At 37.4% G+C, this 18,549-nt stretch carries 13 protein-coding genes and 2 pseudogenes; 9 read left to right on the top strand and 6 right to left on the bottom strand.

The genetic code is table 11. The features are described 5' to 3' along the window. Positions 1-25: 25 nt before the first annotated feature. Positions 26-1,078 carry a dihydroorotase gene (gene pyrC, locus A7967_RS17200; RefSeq protein ID WP_054205747.1) on the bottom strand — a complete coding sequence of 351 codons (1,053 nt, stop codon included), beginning with the start codon at positions 1,076-1,078 and terminating at the stop codon, positions 26-28. Between the two features lie 402 nt (positions 1,079-1,480). Between pyrC and A7967_RS17205 the strand changes: the two genes are divergently transcribed. Beyond that, positions 1,481-3,850: an EAL domain-containing protein gene (locus A7967_RS17205; RefSeq protein WP_054205746.1), complete on the top strand. Its 2,370-nt coding sequence runs from the start codon at positions 1,481-1,483 to the stop codon at positions 3,848-3,850. A 55-nt stretch (positions 3,851-3,905) separates the two neighbouring features. Here the strand turns inward: A7967_RS17205 and A7967_RS17210 are convergent, their stop codons facing one another. Continuing rightward, on the bottom strand, positions 3,906-5,294 hold the full coding sequence (locus A7967_RS17210) for a YjiH family protein (RefSeq protein ID WP_054205745.1): 1,389 nt from the start codon (positions 5,292-5,294) through the stop codon (positions 3,906-3,908). Positions 5,295-5,361: 67 nt separating this feature from the next. After that, complete coding sequence (gene bamC, locus A7967_RS17215; RefSeq protein ID WP_054205744.1) at positions 5,362-6,420, bottom strand: NlpB/DapX family lipoprotein; 1,059 nt, start codon at positions 6,418-6,420, stop codon at positions 5,362-5,364. Positions 6,421-6,771: 351 nt separating this feature from the next. Between bamC and A7967_RS17220 the strand changes: the two genes are divergently transcribed. From A7967_RS17220 to bcp (A7967_RS17250), 7 genes and pseudogenes are all read left to right on the top strand, one after another. Continuing rightward, the gene (locus A7967_RS17220; protein ID WP_054205743.1) at positions 6,772-7,305 is read left to right on the top strand and encodes a glycine cleavage system transcriptional repressor; all 534 of its coding nucleotides are present in this window, start codon (positions 6,772-6,774) and stop codon (positions 7,303-7,305) included. Between the two features lie 10 nt (positions 7,306-7,315). Continuing rightward, positions 7,316-7,687, top strand: a pseudogene (gene bcp, locus A7967_RS17225) (thioredoxin-dependent thiol peroxidase); the annotation flags it as partial. Between the two features lie 119 nt (positions 7,688-7,806). Next, positions 7,807-9,051 carry a tyrosine-type recombinase/integrase gene (locus A7967_RS17230; RefSeq protein WP_064435896.1) on the top strand — a complete coding sequence of 415 codons (1,245 nt, stop codon included), beginning with the start codon at positions 7,807-7,809 and terminating at the stop codon, positions 9,049-9,051. Further along, positions 9,048-10,853 (top strand): site-specific integrase, encoded by a 1,806-nt coding sequence (locus tag A7967_RS17235; protein ID WP_064435897.1) that lies wholly within the window; start codon positions 9,048-9,050, stop codon positions 10,851-10,853. Before A7967_RS17230 ends, A7967_RS17235 begins: the two co-directional genes overlap by 4 nt. Before the next feature lie 9 nt (positions 10,854-10,862). After that, positions 10,863-12,917, top strand: a complete 2,055-nt coding sequence (locus A7967_RS17240) for a site-specific integrase (protein ID WP_064435898.1) — start codon at positions 10,863-10,865, stop codon at positions 12,915-12,917. After that, positions 12,910-13,380 carry a hypothetical protein gene (locus A7967_RS17245; RefSeq protein WP_064435899.1) on the top strand — a complete coding sequence of 157 codons (471 nt, stop codon included), beginning with the start codon at positions 12,910-12,912 and terminating at the stop codon, positions 13,378-13,380. Before A7967_RS17240 ends, A7967_RS17245 begins: the two co-directional genes overlap by 8 nt. A gap of 95 nt (positions 13,381-13,475) precedes the next feature. Further along, complete coding sequence (gene bcp, locus A7967_RS17250) at positions 13,476-13,934, top strand: thioredoxin-dependent thiol peroxidase (protein ID WP_064435900.1); 459 nt, start codon at positions 13,476-13,478, stop codon at positions 13,932-13,934. Between the two features lie 239 nt (positions 13,935-14,173). Here the strand turns inward: bcp (A7967_RS17250) and A7967_RS17255 are convergent, their stop codons facing one another. Then, a complete protein-coding gene (locus A7967_RS17255) occupies positions 14,174-15,133 on the bottom strand; it encodes a hypothetical protein (RefSeq protein WP_082916346.1) in 960 nt (319 codons plus the stop codon). A gap of 331 nt (positions 15,134-15,464) precedes the next feature. On the opposite strand from A7967_RS17255, the pseudogene A7967_RS17260 reads away from it, so the two are divergent. Beyond that, positions 15,465-16,507: pseudogene (locus tag A7967_RS17260) on the top strand (IS110 family RNA-guided transposase). A gap of 480 nt (positions 16,508-16,987) precedes the next feature. On the opposite strand, the gene A7967_RS17265 reads toward A7967_RS17260, so the two are convergent. Then, positions 16,988-17,794 (bottom strand): DUF4238 domain-containing protein, encoded by an 807-nt coding sequence (locus A7967_RS17265; RefSeq protein ID WP_064435902.1) that lies wholly within the window; start codon positions 17,792-17,794, stop codon positions 16,988-16,990. 135 nt (positions 17,795-17,929) lie between these two features. Then, positions 17,930-18,373 (bottom strand): hypothetical protein, encoded by a 444-nt coding sequence (locus A7967_RS17270; protein ID WP_064435903.1) that lies wholly within the window; start codon positions 18,371-18,373, stop codon positions 17,930-17,932. Positions 18,374-18,549: the final 176 nt, after the last annotated feature.

The following is an 18,549-nucleotide window of genomic DNA, read 5'->3' on the forward strand; positions in this document are numbered from 1 at the left end:
CTTTAACTATAGGCTAAACCGCGATTTATTTAACTTGCCACTCAATAACTGATTCAGCTTTTATTGGTACTACGTGATCACCACCAAGCGGGTAACTTGCTGGTACTGTCCATGGCTGTTTTATTAAAGTAACGGTGTCTGTGTTACGTGCTAAACCATAGAAATCTGGACCATAATGACTTGCAAACCCTTCAAGTTTATCTAAAGCCCCAGCATCCTCAAAAGCTTCTGCATAAAGCTCTAATGCAGCATGAGCTGTGTACGCACCCGCACATCCGCATGCAGCTTCTTTTTTGTCTTTGTAATGCGGTGCAGAGTCTGTACCCAAGAAAAACTTTTTACTTCCGCTAGTCGCAGCGTCTATTAGTGCATGTTGGTGCGTGTTGCGCTTTAAAATAGGTAAGCAGTAGTAATGAGGGCGGATCCCACCGGCAAGCATATGATTCCGATTATAAAGCAAATGATGTGCTGTAATCGTCGCTGCAACATTTTCTGATGCATTATTAACAAAATCAACAGCATCTTTAGTCGTAATATGCTCAAGAACAATTTTAAGCTCAGGGAAGTCTTTAACAACATCAACCATAATAGTATCTAAAAATACTTTTTCACGATCAAAAATATCGATTGAAGAATCAGTAACCTCACCATGGATCAATAATAACATCCCCACTTCTTGCATGGCTTCCAGCACCGGATAAATGTTTTTCATGGATGTAACACCAGAATCAGAATTCGTCGTTGCACCAGCAGGGTATACTTTTGCAGCGACTATTTTACCAGTTGCATGCGCTTTTTTTATTTCTTCTGGTGAGGTTTTATCTGTTAAATAAAGCACCATCAATGGTTCAAAGCTGCCTTGTGGGCCTGCAGCCATAATACGCGCTCGATATGATAAAGCTGTTTCAGTACAAATTGCGGGTGGTACTAAGTTAGGCATTATTATAGCGCGGCCCATATATCGACTAATATCACGAACGGTATCTTTAAGTTGATCACCATCTCGTAAATGAACATGCCAATCATCTGGACGAGTTATAGTTAATGTTGACTGAGTATTGGGAGCTTTATTTGTCATTACTTATTTCCACGGCTGAATTTAGTTGATCATATGCATATGATTCATCTGAGTAAAGATTTTATTGCCCTTTTTTACTCGGGCGTGTTGACCTTTCGTGATTAATCTTGCAGCAGTCTATTTGGTATCTAGGCAAGGCAGCGCCTATGGTGTGGTTGTTCCCCATAAATAGGCGATAACGCAGTATAAATGCCAAACATGCGCTGCCCAAAGGGTTCTTCCTAGGGCCTCATAAGGACTCCCCCACAAATTGTGAAAGCATTGCATCTTCAATACCTTGGCTGTTCGTTTGTATTTACACACTCACGTTGATTTTTTTCATATATACTTTGTTTATAAGTTAATATTCCGTTAACGTATATTGATATGAACTATAAGAATTAGAAAAACCACACGTGCCTTATGCAAAATAAAATAGATTTATCTTCTGCTCTTGAAGTAAAAACAGAACAACTGAGCATTATTAATCAGTTTTCATCAAGCTTATTACAATTAGATAGACTCGATGAACTGTTTGAATATGCCACGACAGAAGTCGTTAAACGCTTAGGTTTTGTCGATTGTGTGATATATATCGCAGATGAAAAAAATGCCACCCTTCATGAAGTCGCATCAATGGGCGTATCTAACTCAGCGAGTGATTACTCCATAGAACGTAGTATCATTAATTTCAATCAAGGGATCACCGGTTATGTTGCATCAACAGGTCGCGCAGTAATTAGTGGCGATGTAAGTACAGATAGCCGCTATATTGCTGATGCCCGCCCTGCCAGATCAGAGCTGTGCGTTCCATTAATTTACAAAGAGAAAATTTTAGGCGTTATTGACTGCGAACACCCAGTACACAATTACTTTACTGATGCTCATTTAGAAATTTTAACCACTGTGGCACATTTACTAAGCGCCAAAATTAATCATGTCAATACTGTAGAAAACCTACAGCAAACAGTCAGCCAGCTAAATACGGCACAAAAGCTTGAAAGTACATTATTGCAAATTGCTAATTTGACTTACCAAGCAAATGATTTAGATACATTTTTAGAGTCACTTCATGGCATATTGACAAACCTATTAAGGGCTGACAACTTCTTAGTTGCACTTTACGATAAGCAAATAGACATTTTGGACATCGTCTATATTGTTGAGCAGGGTGTTCGCTCAAATGCTCATAAAAAAATATCAAAAGAGCAACTTAAAAATACGGCTTCATATTATTTGCTCAATTCAGAACAACCTTTATTACTAAATAAAGAAGAATACCAACAACACATTCAAGCTGGCCATTTTAAAATGGTGGGCAGGCAGTCAGAATCGTGGCTGGGTGTCCCTTTTAAAGTAAGTGATAATATTAGTGGTGTAATTGTTGTACAGAGCTACGATAAAACACATCATTATGATGATCATGATTTAGCGCTTTTAACATACGTGAGTCGCCAGATCAGTCTGACAATTGACAGACAGCTCTCACGACAAGCACTCGAATATCGCGCCTTACATGATGAGTTAACAGGGTTGGCAAACCGCTCCTTATTGATTGATCGTATTAAGCATGCCATTTTAAAACTGACTCGTACCCCCAAAGGCACTTACCATGCTTTGCTCTACCTCGATCTTGACCGTTTTAAAAGTATTAACGATTCACTTGGCCATGAAGTTGGTGACCATTTTTTAATCGCCATTTGTAAATCCATTAAAGCAACCATCCGTAACACAGATACCTTTGCACGATTGGGCGGCGATGAATTTTCAATCCTTATGGAAAATATCACCCATAAAAATCAAGTAACTGAAGCACTAAAACGAATAAAAAAAGCCTTAGCTGAACCACTTAACATTGATGGGCATTTACTCCAAGCCTCAACAAGTATTGGTGTTGCTTTTTGCGATAATAAAAACGATAAAGCTTATAAGCTATTACAGCATGCTGATGCGGCTATGTATGAGGCTAAATCGAATGGCCGCAGCCAAGTTCGCTTCTTTAATAATACCATGCGTAAAAAGCTAAAAAGTCATGCTGATATTGAAAATGATCTACAACACGGTATTGAGCACAATGAATTTGAATTGTATTTTCAACCAATTTTTACCATTGGTGATTGTCATGTAGTTGGTTTTGAAGCTTTAGTTCGCTGGCATCACCCAACAAAAGGCTTTGTGCCACCCAATGATTTTATTCCAATTGCTGAGAATACCGGTCAAATTATTAACCTTGATCTACATCTGCTTGAGCTGGCTGCTAAACAAATTTCAACTTGGCAACAACAGGGAAAGCGCTTTTTACGGATCACTGTCAATGTGTCGTCACGGCACTTTGCGAGTCTTGATTTCGTCTCACAAATTCATGCAATTTATAATACCTATCAACTGCCTTTAGGTTCTTTGTGTTTAGAAATAACTGAGTCAGGATTAATAGAGAACCTTGAGCTGGCAACCAAAATTATTGAAGGTCTATCACCATTAAAAGTTAAACTGTGCTTAGATGATTTTGGTACAGGCTATTCAGCACTTGGCTATTTACATCAGCTCCCTATCCATGTGCTAAAAATTGATAAAAGCTTTATTGATCACCTCAAAGACACGCCAACTCCACTTGTTGACGCTATTTTATCATTGGCATCATCACTTGAACTTGATGTAGTTGCTGAAGGCATTGAAACCCAACAACAATTAACCACACTACAACAAACAAAATGTAATTACGGGCAAGGTTTTCTAAAAGCCAAACCATTGCCTGCATGCCAAGCTATCCTCTTAATTGATCAACCACTTTAAATAGCTCACAAAAAAGCCCCGATAAACAGGGCTTTTTTGTATCTGAGTCTCTAAATCAACCAACTAACCAATGTGCCATAAGCGCTATCACCGGAAGTGTTACCAAGGTTCTCAGGATAAAGATTGTGAACAACTCCAAAATGTTCACGGGGATTTTACTGCCCAGTAATAGTGCACCTACTTCCGACATATAAATTAATTGCGTCACGCTCATTGCGGCAATGATAAAACGCGTTACATCACTTTCAATCGAACCTGCCGCTAAAATTGATGGAATAAACATATCGGCAAAACCAACCATAATTGTTTGCGCAGCGGCTTCAGCTTCAGGCACTTGTAATAACTCTAAAAACGGAATGAATGGCATACCTAAATATTGAAAAACCGGCGTATATTCGGCAATAATCAATGCAAATGTACCCACAGCCATTACAACTGGTAATACAGCAAACACCATATCAAGCGCGTTATGAACGCCTTCTTTTAATGTTCCCTTTAACCCGGGTGCTTTTTCAGCCTTAGCTAATGCAACATCCAATGAATGCTTAAATAACGTTTTACCTTCAGGTACTAATTCAGCGTTAACATCAGGCTTCGTACCGTCAATTAATAAGTCTTTTTTAAAGCGTAACGGTGGTAATCGAGGCACTATAATCGCGGCCACAACCCCGGCTAAACATACCGTTGCATAAAATGGGGCAAATAGGTATTCCAGTTTTACTTGGCCAATAACCACTAAACAAAAAGTGATTGAAACAGCAGAGAAAGTGGTACCAATTATCGCAGCTTCACGTTGTGTATAGTATTTATCTTCATATTGACGCGCGGTCATTAAAATTCCTACGCTACCATCACCCAACCAAGAGGCAACACAGTTAACCGCACTACGCCCTGGCACCCCAAATAATGGACGCATCACTTTCGTTAATAAAGTCCCCACTAATTCAAGTAAACCAAAGTTAAGCAATAAAGGAAGTAATAAACCCGCTAAAATAAATACCGAAAATAATACAGGCAGTAAATCTTTTAATACCAGCAGCCCTGTATTTTCAGACGTTATCGCATGAGGTCCAACTTGAAAGTAAGTTAATAGCACAAACAGCATACCTAGTAGCCTAGTGACTAACCAAATCCAACTCACATTAAACAAATGATTAAGTAAGCGAAATTTTGTTAAGCTTTTTGGCTTTAGTATACTGAATATAATCGACATTACGCCTGCAACACAAATAACAAACGCGATCAGACCTAAAGCAATATCTGCAAATGAAGCCTGCACTGCTTTAGCCATTACCGCGATTGGTATCGTCATGATCTCGCCAGATGGAACCGGTGTCATAAATAAGAACACGCCAATCAAAGAGGGGACTAAAAAGGCAAACCATACTCTTAAATCGTAGCTCTTTTGATGCTGCTGCGGGCTGGGTGAGTTTAACTTAGACATATTTTCAACCTGTTAAAACCACAAAAAGAGCCAAATGCTCTTTTTGTGGTTATTATTTTATTTTTGATTAAATTTTAATACCGCGCTGACGCAAGGCATTTTCTAATGCTTGTTGTAGATCGTTCATAGTGCCAGGCTCCAATGTTGCCCCATTATCATCCATCCAAGTTAAACTAGTGCCGCCCTCTTTCGTTCGGCTAACGAGTATTTGGTATTGCCCTTCATCAATTGGTAATTCAGCAAGTTCATCACCCCAAATTGAATCCCAGACGCTTGATTCAGGCTTTTTATAGTCAGCCGTTATAAGGCCTTTTTCTTGGTTTATCTCTACAATTGTAAAAGATAAGCGCTCTAAGAAACCAGAAAAGCGCTCAAAAATAACTGAGTAATCTTGCTCTGTTACCAATGCCGCATTGCCTTTATTATCAAAGCCCATCTCAAGAGAAATAATGCCTTGCTGCTTACGCATTTCAACCTGAAGCTGACGGTAGCGATAATCAAATTCAGCAATTACTTGATTTAATGCACGTACTTCTAACTGTTGCTGCAAAAGCGGCGTTAGTTTTTCACTTGTACTTTTATAATCAACCAGTTTAGAACTCAACGAAGCTGTTCGCTGGTGTGATTTTTCTTCCAATGTAAAAATAAAACGCTGTTGTGATACAGGCGCACTATCAGCAAACCAGCCATCATCTGGTTTTATAATTGAGTACCAATCGGTTTCAATCGTACCCGTTGTATTATCTTCTTTTTGCACTCGTGTTTGTTGTTCAGCCAAAACAGCTTTAACCGATTCAGTGATAAATTTATTTAAATCGACAATGCCGTCATTTTTATCAAAAAATACACGCGCTTGTTTATCCGTTTCTTCAACCCAGCTACCTTTAGCTACAGTTAAAACCTGTGCTGGCGGGCGGTAATTTGTGGAATCTGGATTATTATCATAAGCAGCCACTTCCATTTTATAAGTGGGGTCTTGCGCTGGTTGCGCCAATTGCCCAGGCACCTGTACTGGTGCAGTTGCACGATAATTACGTTTATGATGCGCTTCATCAGTAAAAACACTACATCCTGACAAGCCTACCAATACACTCACTGCAAGCGCTTTTGGGATCCAATACTGCACAGATAATTCTCCTTAGCATACCCTTAATTGTTTTAACAAATATATGAGTGGGTTATGCCGATTTGGTTCAGTGTAAAATCAAGATTAACTTTACATTTCTTATTTTTATGCAAAACCCGTTGTTTTGAAGAGCCACTCAATAAATATTATGAGCGCGGTTATGCAAAATTTTAACTATGGTACTTTCCCATGCCACTAAAAACAAGAAACACCGTGATTTTATACGGTGTAAATTAAGGTGCTCTGTAGTTTAGCACCTAATTTGTGTTAAACTTCGCCGCCATACAGCCACTATTACTGGCTTAGCTCGCGCTGTCTGTTGTAATAAACATAACTTAGGTATTTGAATTTATGACTGTTTTTTCAAACCATCAGATCGTATTAACTGCAATTGGCGAAGATCGCCCTGGTATTGTTAGTGAATTAACCCAATTAGTCAGTGACTGTCATTGCAACATCATCGACAGCCGCATTGCCATCTTAGGGAATGAATTTACGTTTATTATGTTGTTATCTGGTGACATGTCTGCAATAAGCCGAATTGAACACACCTTGCCTCTCAAAGGCATGGAGTTAGGTTTGCTGACTATGATGAAGCGCACAGCCAGTCATAAACAAAGTGAATTTTGTGCAGGCTATACGCTCGAGTACACTGGTATAGACACCCCTGGCACACTTAGTAAAGTAACTCGCTTCTTTGCAGATAATCAAATTAGCATTTGTTCTCTAAAATCAGATACGTTTGATGAAGATGAGCATGTAAAAATGCGCTGTGAAATTGAGTTTAATATTCCCGTAGACGTTGACATTGATACCTTTAAAGTTCAATTTGAGGATCTATCACGCACCCTTAACGTAGACTATATTTTTAGACGCATTCGATAAGGAATAAACCATGAATACAATCAGTCCATTACAAGCAGGCGATAAAGCGCCTAGCTTTAGCTTACAAAACCAAGATGGTGAGCTAATCGTTCTTGAAGAGTTATTGAAAGACCAGCAAGTACTCGTGTACTTTTATCCAAAAGCATCAACACCTGGCTGCACTGTGCAAGCTGAAAACCTACGAGATGAAAAAGACGTATTAGCGCAATTAAATACACGCGTTGTTGGTATAAGCCCTGACCCGGTTAAAAAATTAAAGAACTTTGAAACGAAAAAAGACCTTAATTTTGACCTACTCTCAGACGAAGATCACGCCATTGCTGAAGCATTTGGTGTATGGGGCTATAAAAAATTCATGGGCAAAGAATACGACGGTATTCATTTATACCCCCATTAATATTATGCACACTACATACTAAAAAGTTAATCCCTCCTTTCTAAAACTCAATTTTACTACTACGATTAAAAACTGCACAGTCTTAATGGACAAAGTACGTTTTTATGGATCAATTCAGTTCTTATATTGTCGCTAATGAATACGTTGATCTATCAAAGTCTTTATTGAATGAAGATGAAGGAGTCTGGTTATCTGTAAACAAGCTTCATAGTGGCGTAGTTGCATTAGATGAAAAAATGACAGTACTCCCATTAATTTCTGAATTTCTATCCTATAGCTTACGAAACAACAAAATAAGCCGCCACACGGCAAAAACGTACGCTAAGAATCTGAGTTATTTTTTGGCTTATCTTAAAAATAGAAAAGAATTTAAAAAAACTCACCTTGATGAAGCATTCCTTACGGTATCAAAATTTGTTATCGAAGAATATTTAGCGGAATTAAGAACTAAATATGATTTGTCTACTGCAACAGTCCGAAATAGAGATGCAACACTTCAAGCATTCATCCACAAATTCCTCTATCAAAATCACGAGCTACGAAACGCATATATTGAGAAAAGCCCGTATTCAAATGGGTTAATAAGTGGGCCCGTAAAGCAAAAGCTTGTCATTTCATGCTCTTTAGATGAGTTAACAAAATTAATAATACAAAGTGGCTCAGAGCGTGAAAGGCTCATTATTCAGTTTATTTTTGATTCTGGGGTTAGAAGATCAGAGTTACTAAACATAACCAAACAAGATATAGAAGATGCTATAGAGTTTAATAGTCAAAAGTTGATACACCAAAATACGGACATGCCAGTAATATCACCCTACGCCCCACTTTCTATACAAGGTGTGAAAGGCAGACATAACAATACTAAGCAAAGAATGACCTTGGTAAGTCGAGCTGTTTTAAACCGTATAATGAGATACCATGCCTCCCCCCTATACAAAAAGCATTCAAGAAAGTATTCATCCCTATCAGAAACCCCTGCATTCTTTAATGCCGAAGGACGCCCGATTACCCCCAAATGCCTGTCTAAGCTATTGGATAGACTATCAGAGCGTGCATTAAAAAAAGGTATGCTATCCAAGCCTATGTCACCGCACAAATTAAGGCATGGTTACGCATACGATTTACTTCAATCACCTGACATAGGACAAACCTACGTGGACAGGCTTGCTGTAGTGCAAAAATCACTTGGCCATGCATTCTTAAGTAGTACTGAGGTTTACACAAAAATACCTTCAGAACTATATAAAACAATAACTAATAGCGACGGTGAGTTATTAACTAAAGCGGATAGAATGGAAAGGCTTGTCAAAAGCACACAACTTAAAATATCACTTAAGGACAAGAAATGACAAAAAGAAAAACAAGCTTAAGTGAATGGGATACACTAGTTGATACACCTTTAACTTGCATTGAAGATTTAGCGCTGCCCTCCCAAGCCTTACCTTATCGACAATTGACACATTTATTTGCATCAGTTTATAAAACAAAGGTAAGCCGCTCCTATAAAGATGATGTTCATGCTACACACTCTCATGTTACTGAACTTATGAAAGAAAAGTTTGGTAATCAACCAATTTATTTGACTAAAGTACTGAATGAATTTTCATTAGATGATTTTCATGCATATTTGAAAAACTGTATGTTGCTCGACAAGATACATAACCGGTATGCAAACGTTTTGCAAAGTACCTATAAGAACGTTCTGAATAAAGCTATAGAGCTCAAAGTTCCAAACTTTAAAAGGTTTTATTTACCAAGTTCTTTTTGCTACCAAACAAGAGTAACCGAACGCTACAAACCATATAGTAAGAATGAGAGAAGAAAAATTGATGAGGCTATTGAAGTTGAAATAGACAAAGCTTTAAAACTCCTTATTCCTTATGAGAAAACAGGAAGAGGTAGAGCTATTCTCGATGATGACTGTATGCTCTTAGAGGATGTAGAGAACTTAACACTAGATGATGCTCGTTGGATTTTTGAGAATAAAATGGGATGTATTCCCGTTACTAATAGTTATGGTTTTCGAGGTAAACGAGCCTATAGAGCTTTCTACCAAATCATTAAAGACAATGGTGCTTATTATCAAAATGTATATGAATCTTGGGGAGTTTTAAGTAAGGTTACAATGAATCATTTACTTCCATTTTTGCTGAAACTGTTAAAAGTCACAGGTATGAATGTTGAGTCAATTTATAACCTTGAAATTGACGACTTAGTAGACTCACACCCTGCAACTGGGAAACCTTGTTTAAGGTATTGGAAGAACCGCTCTGATGGCCAGAAGTTATATCACTTAGATATATTCAAGGCTGACCTTCAATGGCTAACCCGTAGCCAAAGTGAACAAGTGAAAGAAATATTTAATAATGTTTTGTTGCTAACATCAAAAGTAAGAGAAAAGGCACCTTTAGAGCATAAAAATAAACTATGGTTATTTGAAACATACAACGGTTTAATCAAATGCCTTCCCGTTATGTATCACCTTTCAATGGCTATAAAAACCTTTTCTGCGGAACACGAGCTTTTTAAACAAAATAGTAACGAGTTACTTTTAGAGACAACAAGGTTTAGGCCTACATTTATCAGCGACCTAATAGGGGAAGGAGTTTCAATTAGGGAAGTACAGCTACTAATGAGTCATAAAAATCTCTATACAACAATGCGCTACCTAGATATTCATGATTTTGGGCAGACCGCGAGAATAAAAATTAAAGATAAATTGATAGAACTTCACAGCAACATTAGCTCTTCAGTTAGTAGTAAACCTCATAAAAAGGTAGGCAACAAAGAGTCGCTACCCATGTCAACCCCATTAGCGACGTGCAAAAATATTTTTGACCCACCTGAGTCTGTGAAAAGTCTATCTAATTACACACCTGGAAAGCCTTGTAGTACTTACAACATGTGCCTTAGTTGCCCTAATGTAATCATAACCAAAACTGATTTGCCAAAGCTCTTTGCGATGAAACGTGATTACCTTATTAAAATTCAAAATAGTAGAGTATTAGATACTCCATTTGGACATGTTATAAAAAGTAACCTAACACTTTTGAATTCGATTCTAGATTCGAACTTGTCCGAATTTAGTGCCGAAGAGCTCAATGATGCTGAAAAAATATCTCTTTATATAGAAACCACAGAGCTTATTTAGGAGTTTGACATGGAAAGGCTACCAAAACATTACAGTTTACTAAGTACTATTGCTGAGCTCAAAAAAAATAAGCTGGATTTCTTAAGTGCTGATCCCGACAGAGCTACCGACAATAAAAGTACGTTATATCTAACCAAGTTGTTAAACCTACCAGTTTCCAGTATATCAATCTTCGATGACACTGAGTGGGATTTTAACTTAGAAAATCCTAATGCATCTGCAAACATCACAGGTAGTAAATTAAAAATTAACTTTAGTAAATATAAAAACATCCCACCATATGTGATAATCGAACTAAAGTGCATACTACTTAGTGTTCAGTTAACACCTGAAGTATTTATTAATAATCGTAAAAAAGCCAAAAAGACTAATATTACTAAGCTTGCTACAAACACTATCTTAGGGCACTTTAAATCAGGGTTTAGATTCTTAGACACACTTTTTAGAGTTTTAAAAGTTAAACTTGGTAATGAGCATATTGAAAAAATATATTCCTCTCTAACTCAAGTTCAAGCCATCGATTACAGAGAAACAGCCCAAGTTCATACCAATACCTACAATGATGACTTGAGACAGTTTTTTTCTTATTTACTAAACCCATATACTTCAGAGCACATTTTTGGAGAAAATATTCCTGCCTTTGATCCAGACCAATTCAGTTGGAAAAAAAGATATAAGAAGAAAGTATCAAACCAAGTGATACCTAACGCAACTTTTGATAAACTTATCAGAGCTTCATCTTTAATCGTACACGATTTTTTACAAACTATGGAAGAGGAAGTATTAGACTCTTACGTAAGCAGATATGCATCACAAACCGAAACTCAATACTGTAACAAAGCTGGAATTACCAAGTATACATTTCAACTTTATCGGGCTTTCCGCCTTTTGAGTGCAGGCTATGAAGATAGCTATATTGATTCAAAGTATGGCATCCCAGATGAATTACGTAATTCCAGAGGAAAATATAATTTAAAAGATATGACCTCCTATCTCGCTAGGTGTCATGGTTTTAATTTCTCACTATCAAAAGTTAACAAACATTTAATGTTAGTATCAAGTGCTGCAAAGTATCTAATTGGTCAATATACAGGAATGAGACCTTCAGAATTAGCCGTGATAGAATTACACTCTTGCCTCACCGAAGAAAGTGGCATAAAGCTTCTTCGCTCTCATGTTTTCAAAGGAAAAGATACTTCTACTAAAGGCCTTTTTGATGATAAATGGGTTGTTATCCCTATTATTGAAGATGCGATAAGAGCGATAAAAATTTTAAGCACAATTACACAAAGAAGCTTGATGTTTAGCTCTCTCCACACAAAGAAAAACAACGAGAAAGAGAAACTCCAAACCTCAGTTATGATCCGTCACCAGATAAAAATATTCATAAAGCTAGTTTCGCCAGACGATGATCTTGGCTTTAGTAATTCCATGATGCGTCACACACTTGCATATCAACTTTATAGGTTAGAAGCTGGCTTGCCACTAATCTCATTCCAGCTTAAACATTTAGTAAATACTGTAGATAAGTTTCTATCAAGGGGTTCAACAAGTGATGTGACTATGGGCTATGGTGGAATTGCTGATAGCCTTGTTGAAAGTCAAACGGCGCAAAAGCTCAGAAAACAATCAGAAATTGAAGTAATCAAAGCAACAGCAGACCCTGACGGTAATTACCTTGGGGGTAAAGCTGATGAGCATAAAGAGCGTCTTAAAATAGCATTTAGAGGTTATATGGCGAGCGGATATTCAAAAGAAGAGATTTTTGAAGCTATGGCTGAGCAAGGTCTTGGGGTAATAAATGTAGGGTTAGGATACTGTTATGGTTCAGACAGTAATAATGAGAGTCTCCCCTGTATAGGCTCACTAAGATGTAACCCCAACAGGTGCTCAAACGCTATAGTCAGTGAAGCAAACGCTCCATACTGGAGAGAGATCTATTCAACCAATTTAGCTAACCTTAATAACCCTAGCTTTGCAGACAATAGAGAGCAAATCAAAGAAGTCATCAATGAGGCTAAAGGCGTATTAACATTACTTGGTCATGGAGTGCCCAATGAGTAATCCGTTTGACACCAAAAATCAACGTGACTTTGATGAAAATACTGAAAAGCTAGTTGCCGCAATAGATAAAATAAATAATACGCCTTCCCTGCCAGCAACTATAGCTGAGCTTTCTAGATTAACAGGCCTTCACCGTAATGCTATAAGTAATAGAGTCTGGCCAAATCAAAAACTTAAGCTTATAAAAGAAAAAAGAAAAAACCAAAAAAAGGCAGAAACCAATCCTACTGTAAATAAAAACCCTATAAAAGTTTTGGAAGAAAAATTAGACAATGCAAAAAATGAGCTTGTGTATTGGTTTAATAAAAACCTTGATAATGAGAAGCAAATTAAGCAGCTAGAAATAAACTTAGAGCGAATGTCATTAGCGCGCAATGACTATGAAACGATGTTAAAACAAGAACGTGATAAAACAACTGAACTAACAAAACAGTTAAATATCATGCGTGACTTGTTATCATAGGGCTAATTAATACTCCTGCTAGCAAAAATCGACTATTAAATACTACATAGTATTGAAGTCTAAAGAAGTTTAGCAAAATAAAGAAGGATAAGAATATGATAGAAGTTGGCCAAAAAGCCCCTGAGTTTACGTTACAAGATCAAAACGATGAATCTGTATCACTTGCCTCTTTTAAGGGCAAAAAGGTATTAGTGTATTTTTACCCAAGAGCATCGACTCCTGGCTGCACAATTCAAGCATGTGCATTGAGAGACTCTAAACCAGAGCTTAATGACTTAAATGTTGTGGTTCTAGGAATTAGCCCTGACACACCAAAAAAGCTGACTAACTTCACTAACAAACAAGATCTTAATTTCACTTTGCTTGCCGATGAAGATCATGCAGTTTGCGAAGCTTACGGAGTTTGGCAACTGAAGAAGTTCATGGGCCGTGAAAATATGGGCGTAGTTCGTACTTCATTTTTAGTAAATGAGAATGGTGATATAGAACATGTCTTCAATAAATTCAAAACTAAAGATCACCATGAAGTAGTTTTAAACTATTTGAACCAATAAATTTATAAAAGCAATGTAGTGGGCTCAAATAGCTCACTACATTTCCTTTACCTGATTAGGTACAACTGAGTTTGACCCTTAAGGTAAAAGTCACCAAGGTTACTTCATTTAAATGCAACACTAAAGTTATCTTCTTTTGGGTATATTTGAATACGTCAGGTTCAATTAACAGGACTCAATCAAATCTGACAGTCGCACATGTGCCATGAGCAGACAGTCCGTTGCTGCTGCTTATTAGCTCATTCCGCCATGACTTTTTCCCAGCGATACTGACAATAGCCACACTTTCCTTCATTGTATTGGTCTTCAAGACCTAATCCTTCTCCACACACTTCACAGCTTGTGTATTCCAACTCATATTCACAAGCAACACACTTTCCTTCTTCATGTATAAACGTAGCTTGATCACAACTTAAGCATGTATCGTATGGTGACTCACCACCATTCATCGCATTATAAATTGCTTCACCAGCGAGAGAGTCATCAATACATTGCTCAACTACTTCATCAAAGCTGAAATTATTATCACATGACTTACAATGTAGATTGATTAAAGGATAAGAATCACCAGAATCAGGAGCCTCTATTAGAGAAGAATGACAACTCTCACATCTCAAATACTTTAAAGCATCTTTAACAGAATCATATTTCCAATCTATTGCTTCAATTGTAGAACGACAGGCTTTCTCTTCTGCGGAGTATACATCGCTAACTTCGAGTAAAGTTGACCAAGCATCTTGCCCTAAGGTTTCTTGTGGGTCTAATTCAAGATTTTCAGAGAGAAAATCTCGTACTAACAAGAAGGACTTGGCTACAATTTCCCTAACAGCATCTGGAGACTGTGAAGTATAGTAGTGTTCTAATTCATTTCTTAATTTGTTTATTTCATCGAAGCGAGTCCAATCTACGGTTACTTTTAGACTCTTAAAGCGCTCTTTTATCGACTGAACATCTACTGTTTTATGGCCTTTCCCTTCGAAAGCAATTTCACCTTCTTCATTCTGAACAGGTCGAATATTTTGTTTAATCAAAAGCTCTTTATTGTCTTCAGGAGATAGCTGACACAACTTTTCTTTGTACAAAAGAAGGATTCCAGCAGAAATATTTCTTACTGCTGAGACACTTCTTCTATCATCTGTATCCTGATAGTCTTCAATTCCAACTTGAATCGAGTCTATCGCATTCTTGATTATGCTCACGATCTCTCCTTGGAGCTAACGAGACTGTAGAATAACTCCAACAGCCAAATTCAATTAAAAAAAAGCTCCTGTAATTAACTCTAAGCGTTTTTAAAGCATTAGGTAATCCATTTGGAACCCATAAAACGGGCTAAATTTCTTTAAAAAGAGTAATTCTAAAGCCTCAATTTCCTAAATAACAGGCTAAGAATAGTGGGCTAAAATGGAGCGAAGCGAACAGCCCGCTGTTTTTAGTCCTTGTTAATTTTCTTGATACTCATTGAGCCTCCTCCCCAGCATCGCGATTATTCGCTACGCTGAAAATGCAACCAACCTTAAAGGAGAAAGCTCAATGAACTTTTACAATAACATGCATCCATATTATTGTGGAATCGATTTACACGCGCGATTACTTTACGTCTGTATCATTGATAATACAGGACTTATCCTTGTTCACAAGAAAATTAAAGATGAACCAGAAGCGCTACTAAAACTACTTAAACCGTATATCGGTGACATTGTTGTTGGCGTAGAGTGCATGCACTGTTGGTATTGGGTCGCTGATTTTTGCAAAGAAAACACTATCGATTTTATCCTTGGTCATGCTTTGTATATGAAAGCGATTCATGGCGGTAAAGCTAAAAACGATAAAATAGATTCATATAAAATTGCCAAACTTATCCGTGGTGGCAACTTCCCACTTGCTTATGTCTATGACAAAGATATGCGAGCTACACGTGATTTATTACGCAGAAGAACCAAAATTGTTCGCCACGGGGCTGATTTAAAAGCCCATGTCGCCAATACTGCTAGTCAGTATAATTTACCTGCCCACAACGTTAATTTAAAGAACGTCTGCGATAGAGAGAAGATGCGCTATTACTTTCCTGATCCCGTTGTACAACGCTCTATTAATTTAAATATGGCCATACTCGATTGCTATCACAATGAGCTTAAGCCTTTAGAGCATTATATTGAGCAAATGGCCAAGCAACACAACCCTGTCCACCTTAATATCTTGCAAACAATTAATGGTATAGGCCGCATTCTCGCACTTACCATTATTTATGAAATTGGTGACATCAATCGCTTTTCAAGCGTACAAAAGTTCGCTTCATACAGCCGGTTAGTCAAATGCAAAGCGGAGTCTGCTGGCAAAACGTATGGCACACAGGCAATAAAATTGGCAATGCACATCTCAAATGGGCTTTTTCCGAAGCCGCTGCATTGCTATTGCGTCATAATCATAACGCCAATAAATACCTTGAAAAACTACAAAAGCGAATGAGCAAAGCCAAAGCACTGTCAGCGCTTGCGCATAAGCTGGGTCGCTGTGTTTATTTTATGCTTAAAAAAGAGACGGTATTCGATGAAGAAAAATTCTTAAAGAGTTAGTCACGGTACTGAGTGAGCTGAAAATCTAACTGGATATAAGGCTGAGCATCAATCAATTGGGTGAGTTAATAACCAACAAGGTTTAACCTGATTTTATGCCTACAGGCCTGAGCCACTTGCCTTGATTAGACGCTCAGTACGCGTGCATTAATACAATAAACAAAGTCGCTTACACCTGACTTGAGCCTTAAACTAACTGGATCACAATGATGAAACCAGCCGCCTTGAATAGTGCCATGATGAGGTTAACCGATGAATGTCTAGTGCCCCAGCAACCCCAAAAGGATATGGGAATAATCTGGCTGCGATGAGATCGCAATAAGAGAGCCTCTATATGTGTTTGCCGTAAGCTACTTGCTTAACAGCCGTATCGACAGACGAAGTAAACGAATTTGTTTATTGATTTAGAATTGACCGTCAATGTATAAAACGGTCAAAAAGAATACTATTGCCTATTGACAGAGTTAAGGCTCATATGTGTTAGGCTTGTGGTAGTCCACTTAACCGTTTTTTTGAAAATGCGATAATTTTCTTTCTCGCATTTGAAAGTACAAAATCATCAAGTTCTGATAACGCTTTAAATTGAATATTTGTAATAGCATATTTTTTAGTTAACGGATAAAAAGCTTTACCTATAAAATTAAATTCTGAGTCAATGTCATCAAGACTTACGGGATTATCAGAACAGATAAAATCACACTCGTCTTTGAGTTTGACTATCCTTAAGCCTTTAAGCTGCTCCGGAATAAACTTAAAAGTAAGTAATGGCAATATTAAAAACTGGATAAACTTTTGAACTGCTAGATCTTTATGCTTTTTCTGAAAGTATTTCACATCTTGTCTATCAAATGGAATTACTTCCCCATTTGTTGGCAATGCTTGGTCATATAACTCCACTAACCTACCAGAAATTTCTTGAGCTGCGAGGGTGTTTCTGGGGTTCCTCCAATATTGAACTGATAACATTAAGATCAAAGTTTTGATAAATTCTTTAACCTTCACTATCTCTTGTAATGCATCATCTGGCCAATCTTTCATCTGATTTACAACTTGAGAGAACATGCCCTCTAGTTCACTGTAAGACTCTTCAATCAAAAGGGATTTTTGACCAAACTTTTTGACTGTATGAAGATGCTCCTCATAAAATATTTGAGATGATTTCTTTGATGAGCTGCTAACTTTTTTATACTCGATGTCGTACAGAAATACATCATTATCTTCATTACTAAACCCCTTAATGTAAAATTGCGGAATAAAGTGATGTTTTTTTGAGATTTGCTTGCTCATGCTATTTAAATTCCATTAATGGCAACTAACGAAATATTCGCGTTCAATCGATAAAAGCCTAACCCACATAAAAGGCGAGCGATAGTGAGTTCAGCCCACGCTTTTTGTGGGCAATTTTTGATGTGCTTGTTAGGCTTACAGTTCATCGATTAGCACTTTTATTCGTTGGATATCATCTTGAAATGCACTCTCAAGCTGTTCCAGTGATTCGGACATTCTATCGGTATTTGTCTGCTCAACCCAAACCTCTGAAGATTCTGCGGCAGAACTAATTGCAATCTGTGTTTGATGCCTCGGTGAAAAATATGGCATGCCACCTCTTAAGGAAACAAGTAGGGCCTGCTTATCTTTTTCATTTTGATTTCGATAAAATTCAACAAAGCTCTTTCTTATTTCTGCATAGGCTGCTTTTCTTTCTTCAAGCTCAGTAGTCAGCAATTCACGTTTTGCATTTATTCTTGTCTTTTCAAGATCACTTGAATGGGTTGCTTGAAGAAGAAAATATTGTGAGACGCCTGTAAAAACAGCTCCTATCAGGCCTGCAAGAATCAGGTGTTTCCAATTTTTATTATCACTCATAGTATTTATTACTCTTACAGAGCCTAACGAGACTGTAGAATAACTCCAACAGCCAAATTCAATTAAAAGACGAGTTCCTGTAATTAACTCTAAGCGTTTTTAAAGCATTAGGTAATGCATTTGGAACCCATAAGCCGGACTAATTTTCTTTAAAAAGAGTAATTCTACAGCCTCAA

This window comes from Pseudoalteromonas neustonica (assembly GCF_001653135.1).
Lineage (GTDB): Bacteria > Pseudomonadota > Gammaproteobacteria > Enterobacterales > Alteromonadaceae > Pseudoalteromonas > Pseudoalteromonas neustonica.

What these genes read in the sequence shown, in the direction of transcription:
- A7967_RS17235 (WP_064435897.1), top strand. Translation starts at nt 9,048, where the DNA reads ATGACAAAAAGAAAAACAAGCTTAAGTGAATGGGATACACTAGTTGAT.
- pyrC (WP_054205747.1), bottom strand. Translation starts at nt 1,078, where the DNA reads ATGACAAATAAAGCTCCCAATACTCAGTCAACATTAACTATAACTCGT.
- A7967_RS17270 (WP_064435903.1), bottom strand. Translation starts at nt 18,373, where the DNA reads ATGAGTGATAATAAAAATTGGAAACACCTGATTCTTGCAGGCCTGATA.
- A7967_RS17210 (WP_054205745.1), bottom strand. Translation starts at nt 5,294, where the DNA reads ATGTCTAAGTTAAACTCACCCAGCCCGCAGCAGCATCAAAAGAGCTAC.
- A7967_RS17230 (WP_064435896.1), top strand. Translation starts at nt 7,807, where the DNA reads ATGGATCAATTCAGTTCTTATATTGTCGCTAATGAATACGTTGATCTA.
- A7967_RS17220 (WP_054205743.1), top strand. Translation starts at nt 6,772, where the DNA reads ATGACTGTTTTTTCAAACCATCAGATCGTATTAACTGCAATTGGCGAA.
- A7967_RS17240 (WP_064435898.1), top strand. Translation starts at nt 10,863, where the DNA reads ATGGAAAGGCTACCAAAACATTACAGTTTACTAAGTACTATTGCTGAG.
- A7967_RS17205 (WP_054205746.1), top strand. Translation starts at nt 1,481, where the DNA reads ATGCAAAATAAAATAGATTTATCTTCTGCTCTTGAAGTAAAAACAGAA.
- bcp (WP_064435900.1), top strand. Translation starts at nt 13,476, where the DNA reads ATGATAGAAGTTGGCCAAAAAGCCCCTGAGTTTACGTTACAAGATCAA.
- A7967_RS17265 (WP_064435902.1), bottom strand. Translation starts at nt 17,794, where the DNA reads ATGAGCAAGCAAATCTCAAAAAAACATCACTTTATTCCGCAATTTTAC.
- A7967_RS17245 (WP_064435899.1), top strand. Translation starts at nt 12,910, where the DNA reads ATGAGTAATCCGTTTGACACCAAAAATCAACGTGACTTTGATGAAAAT.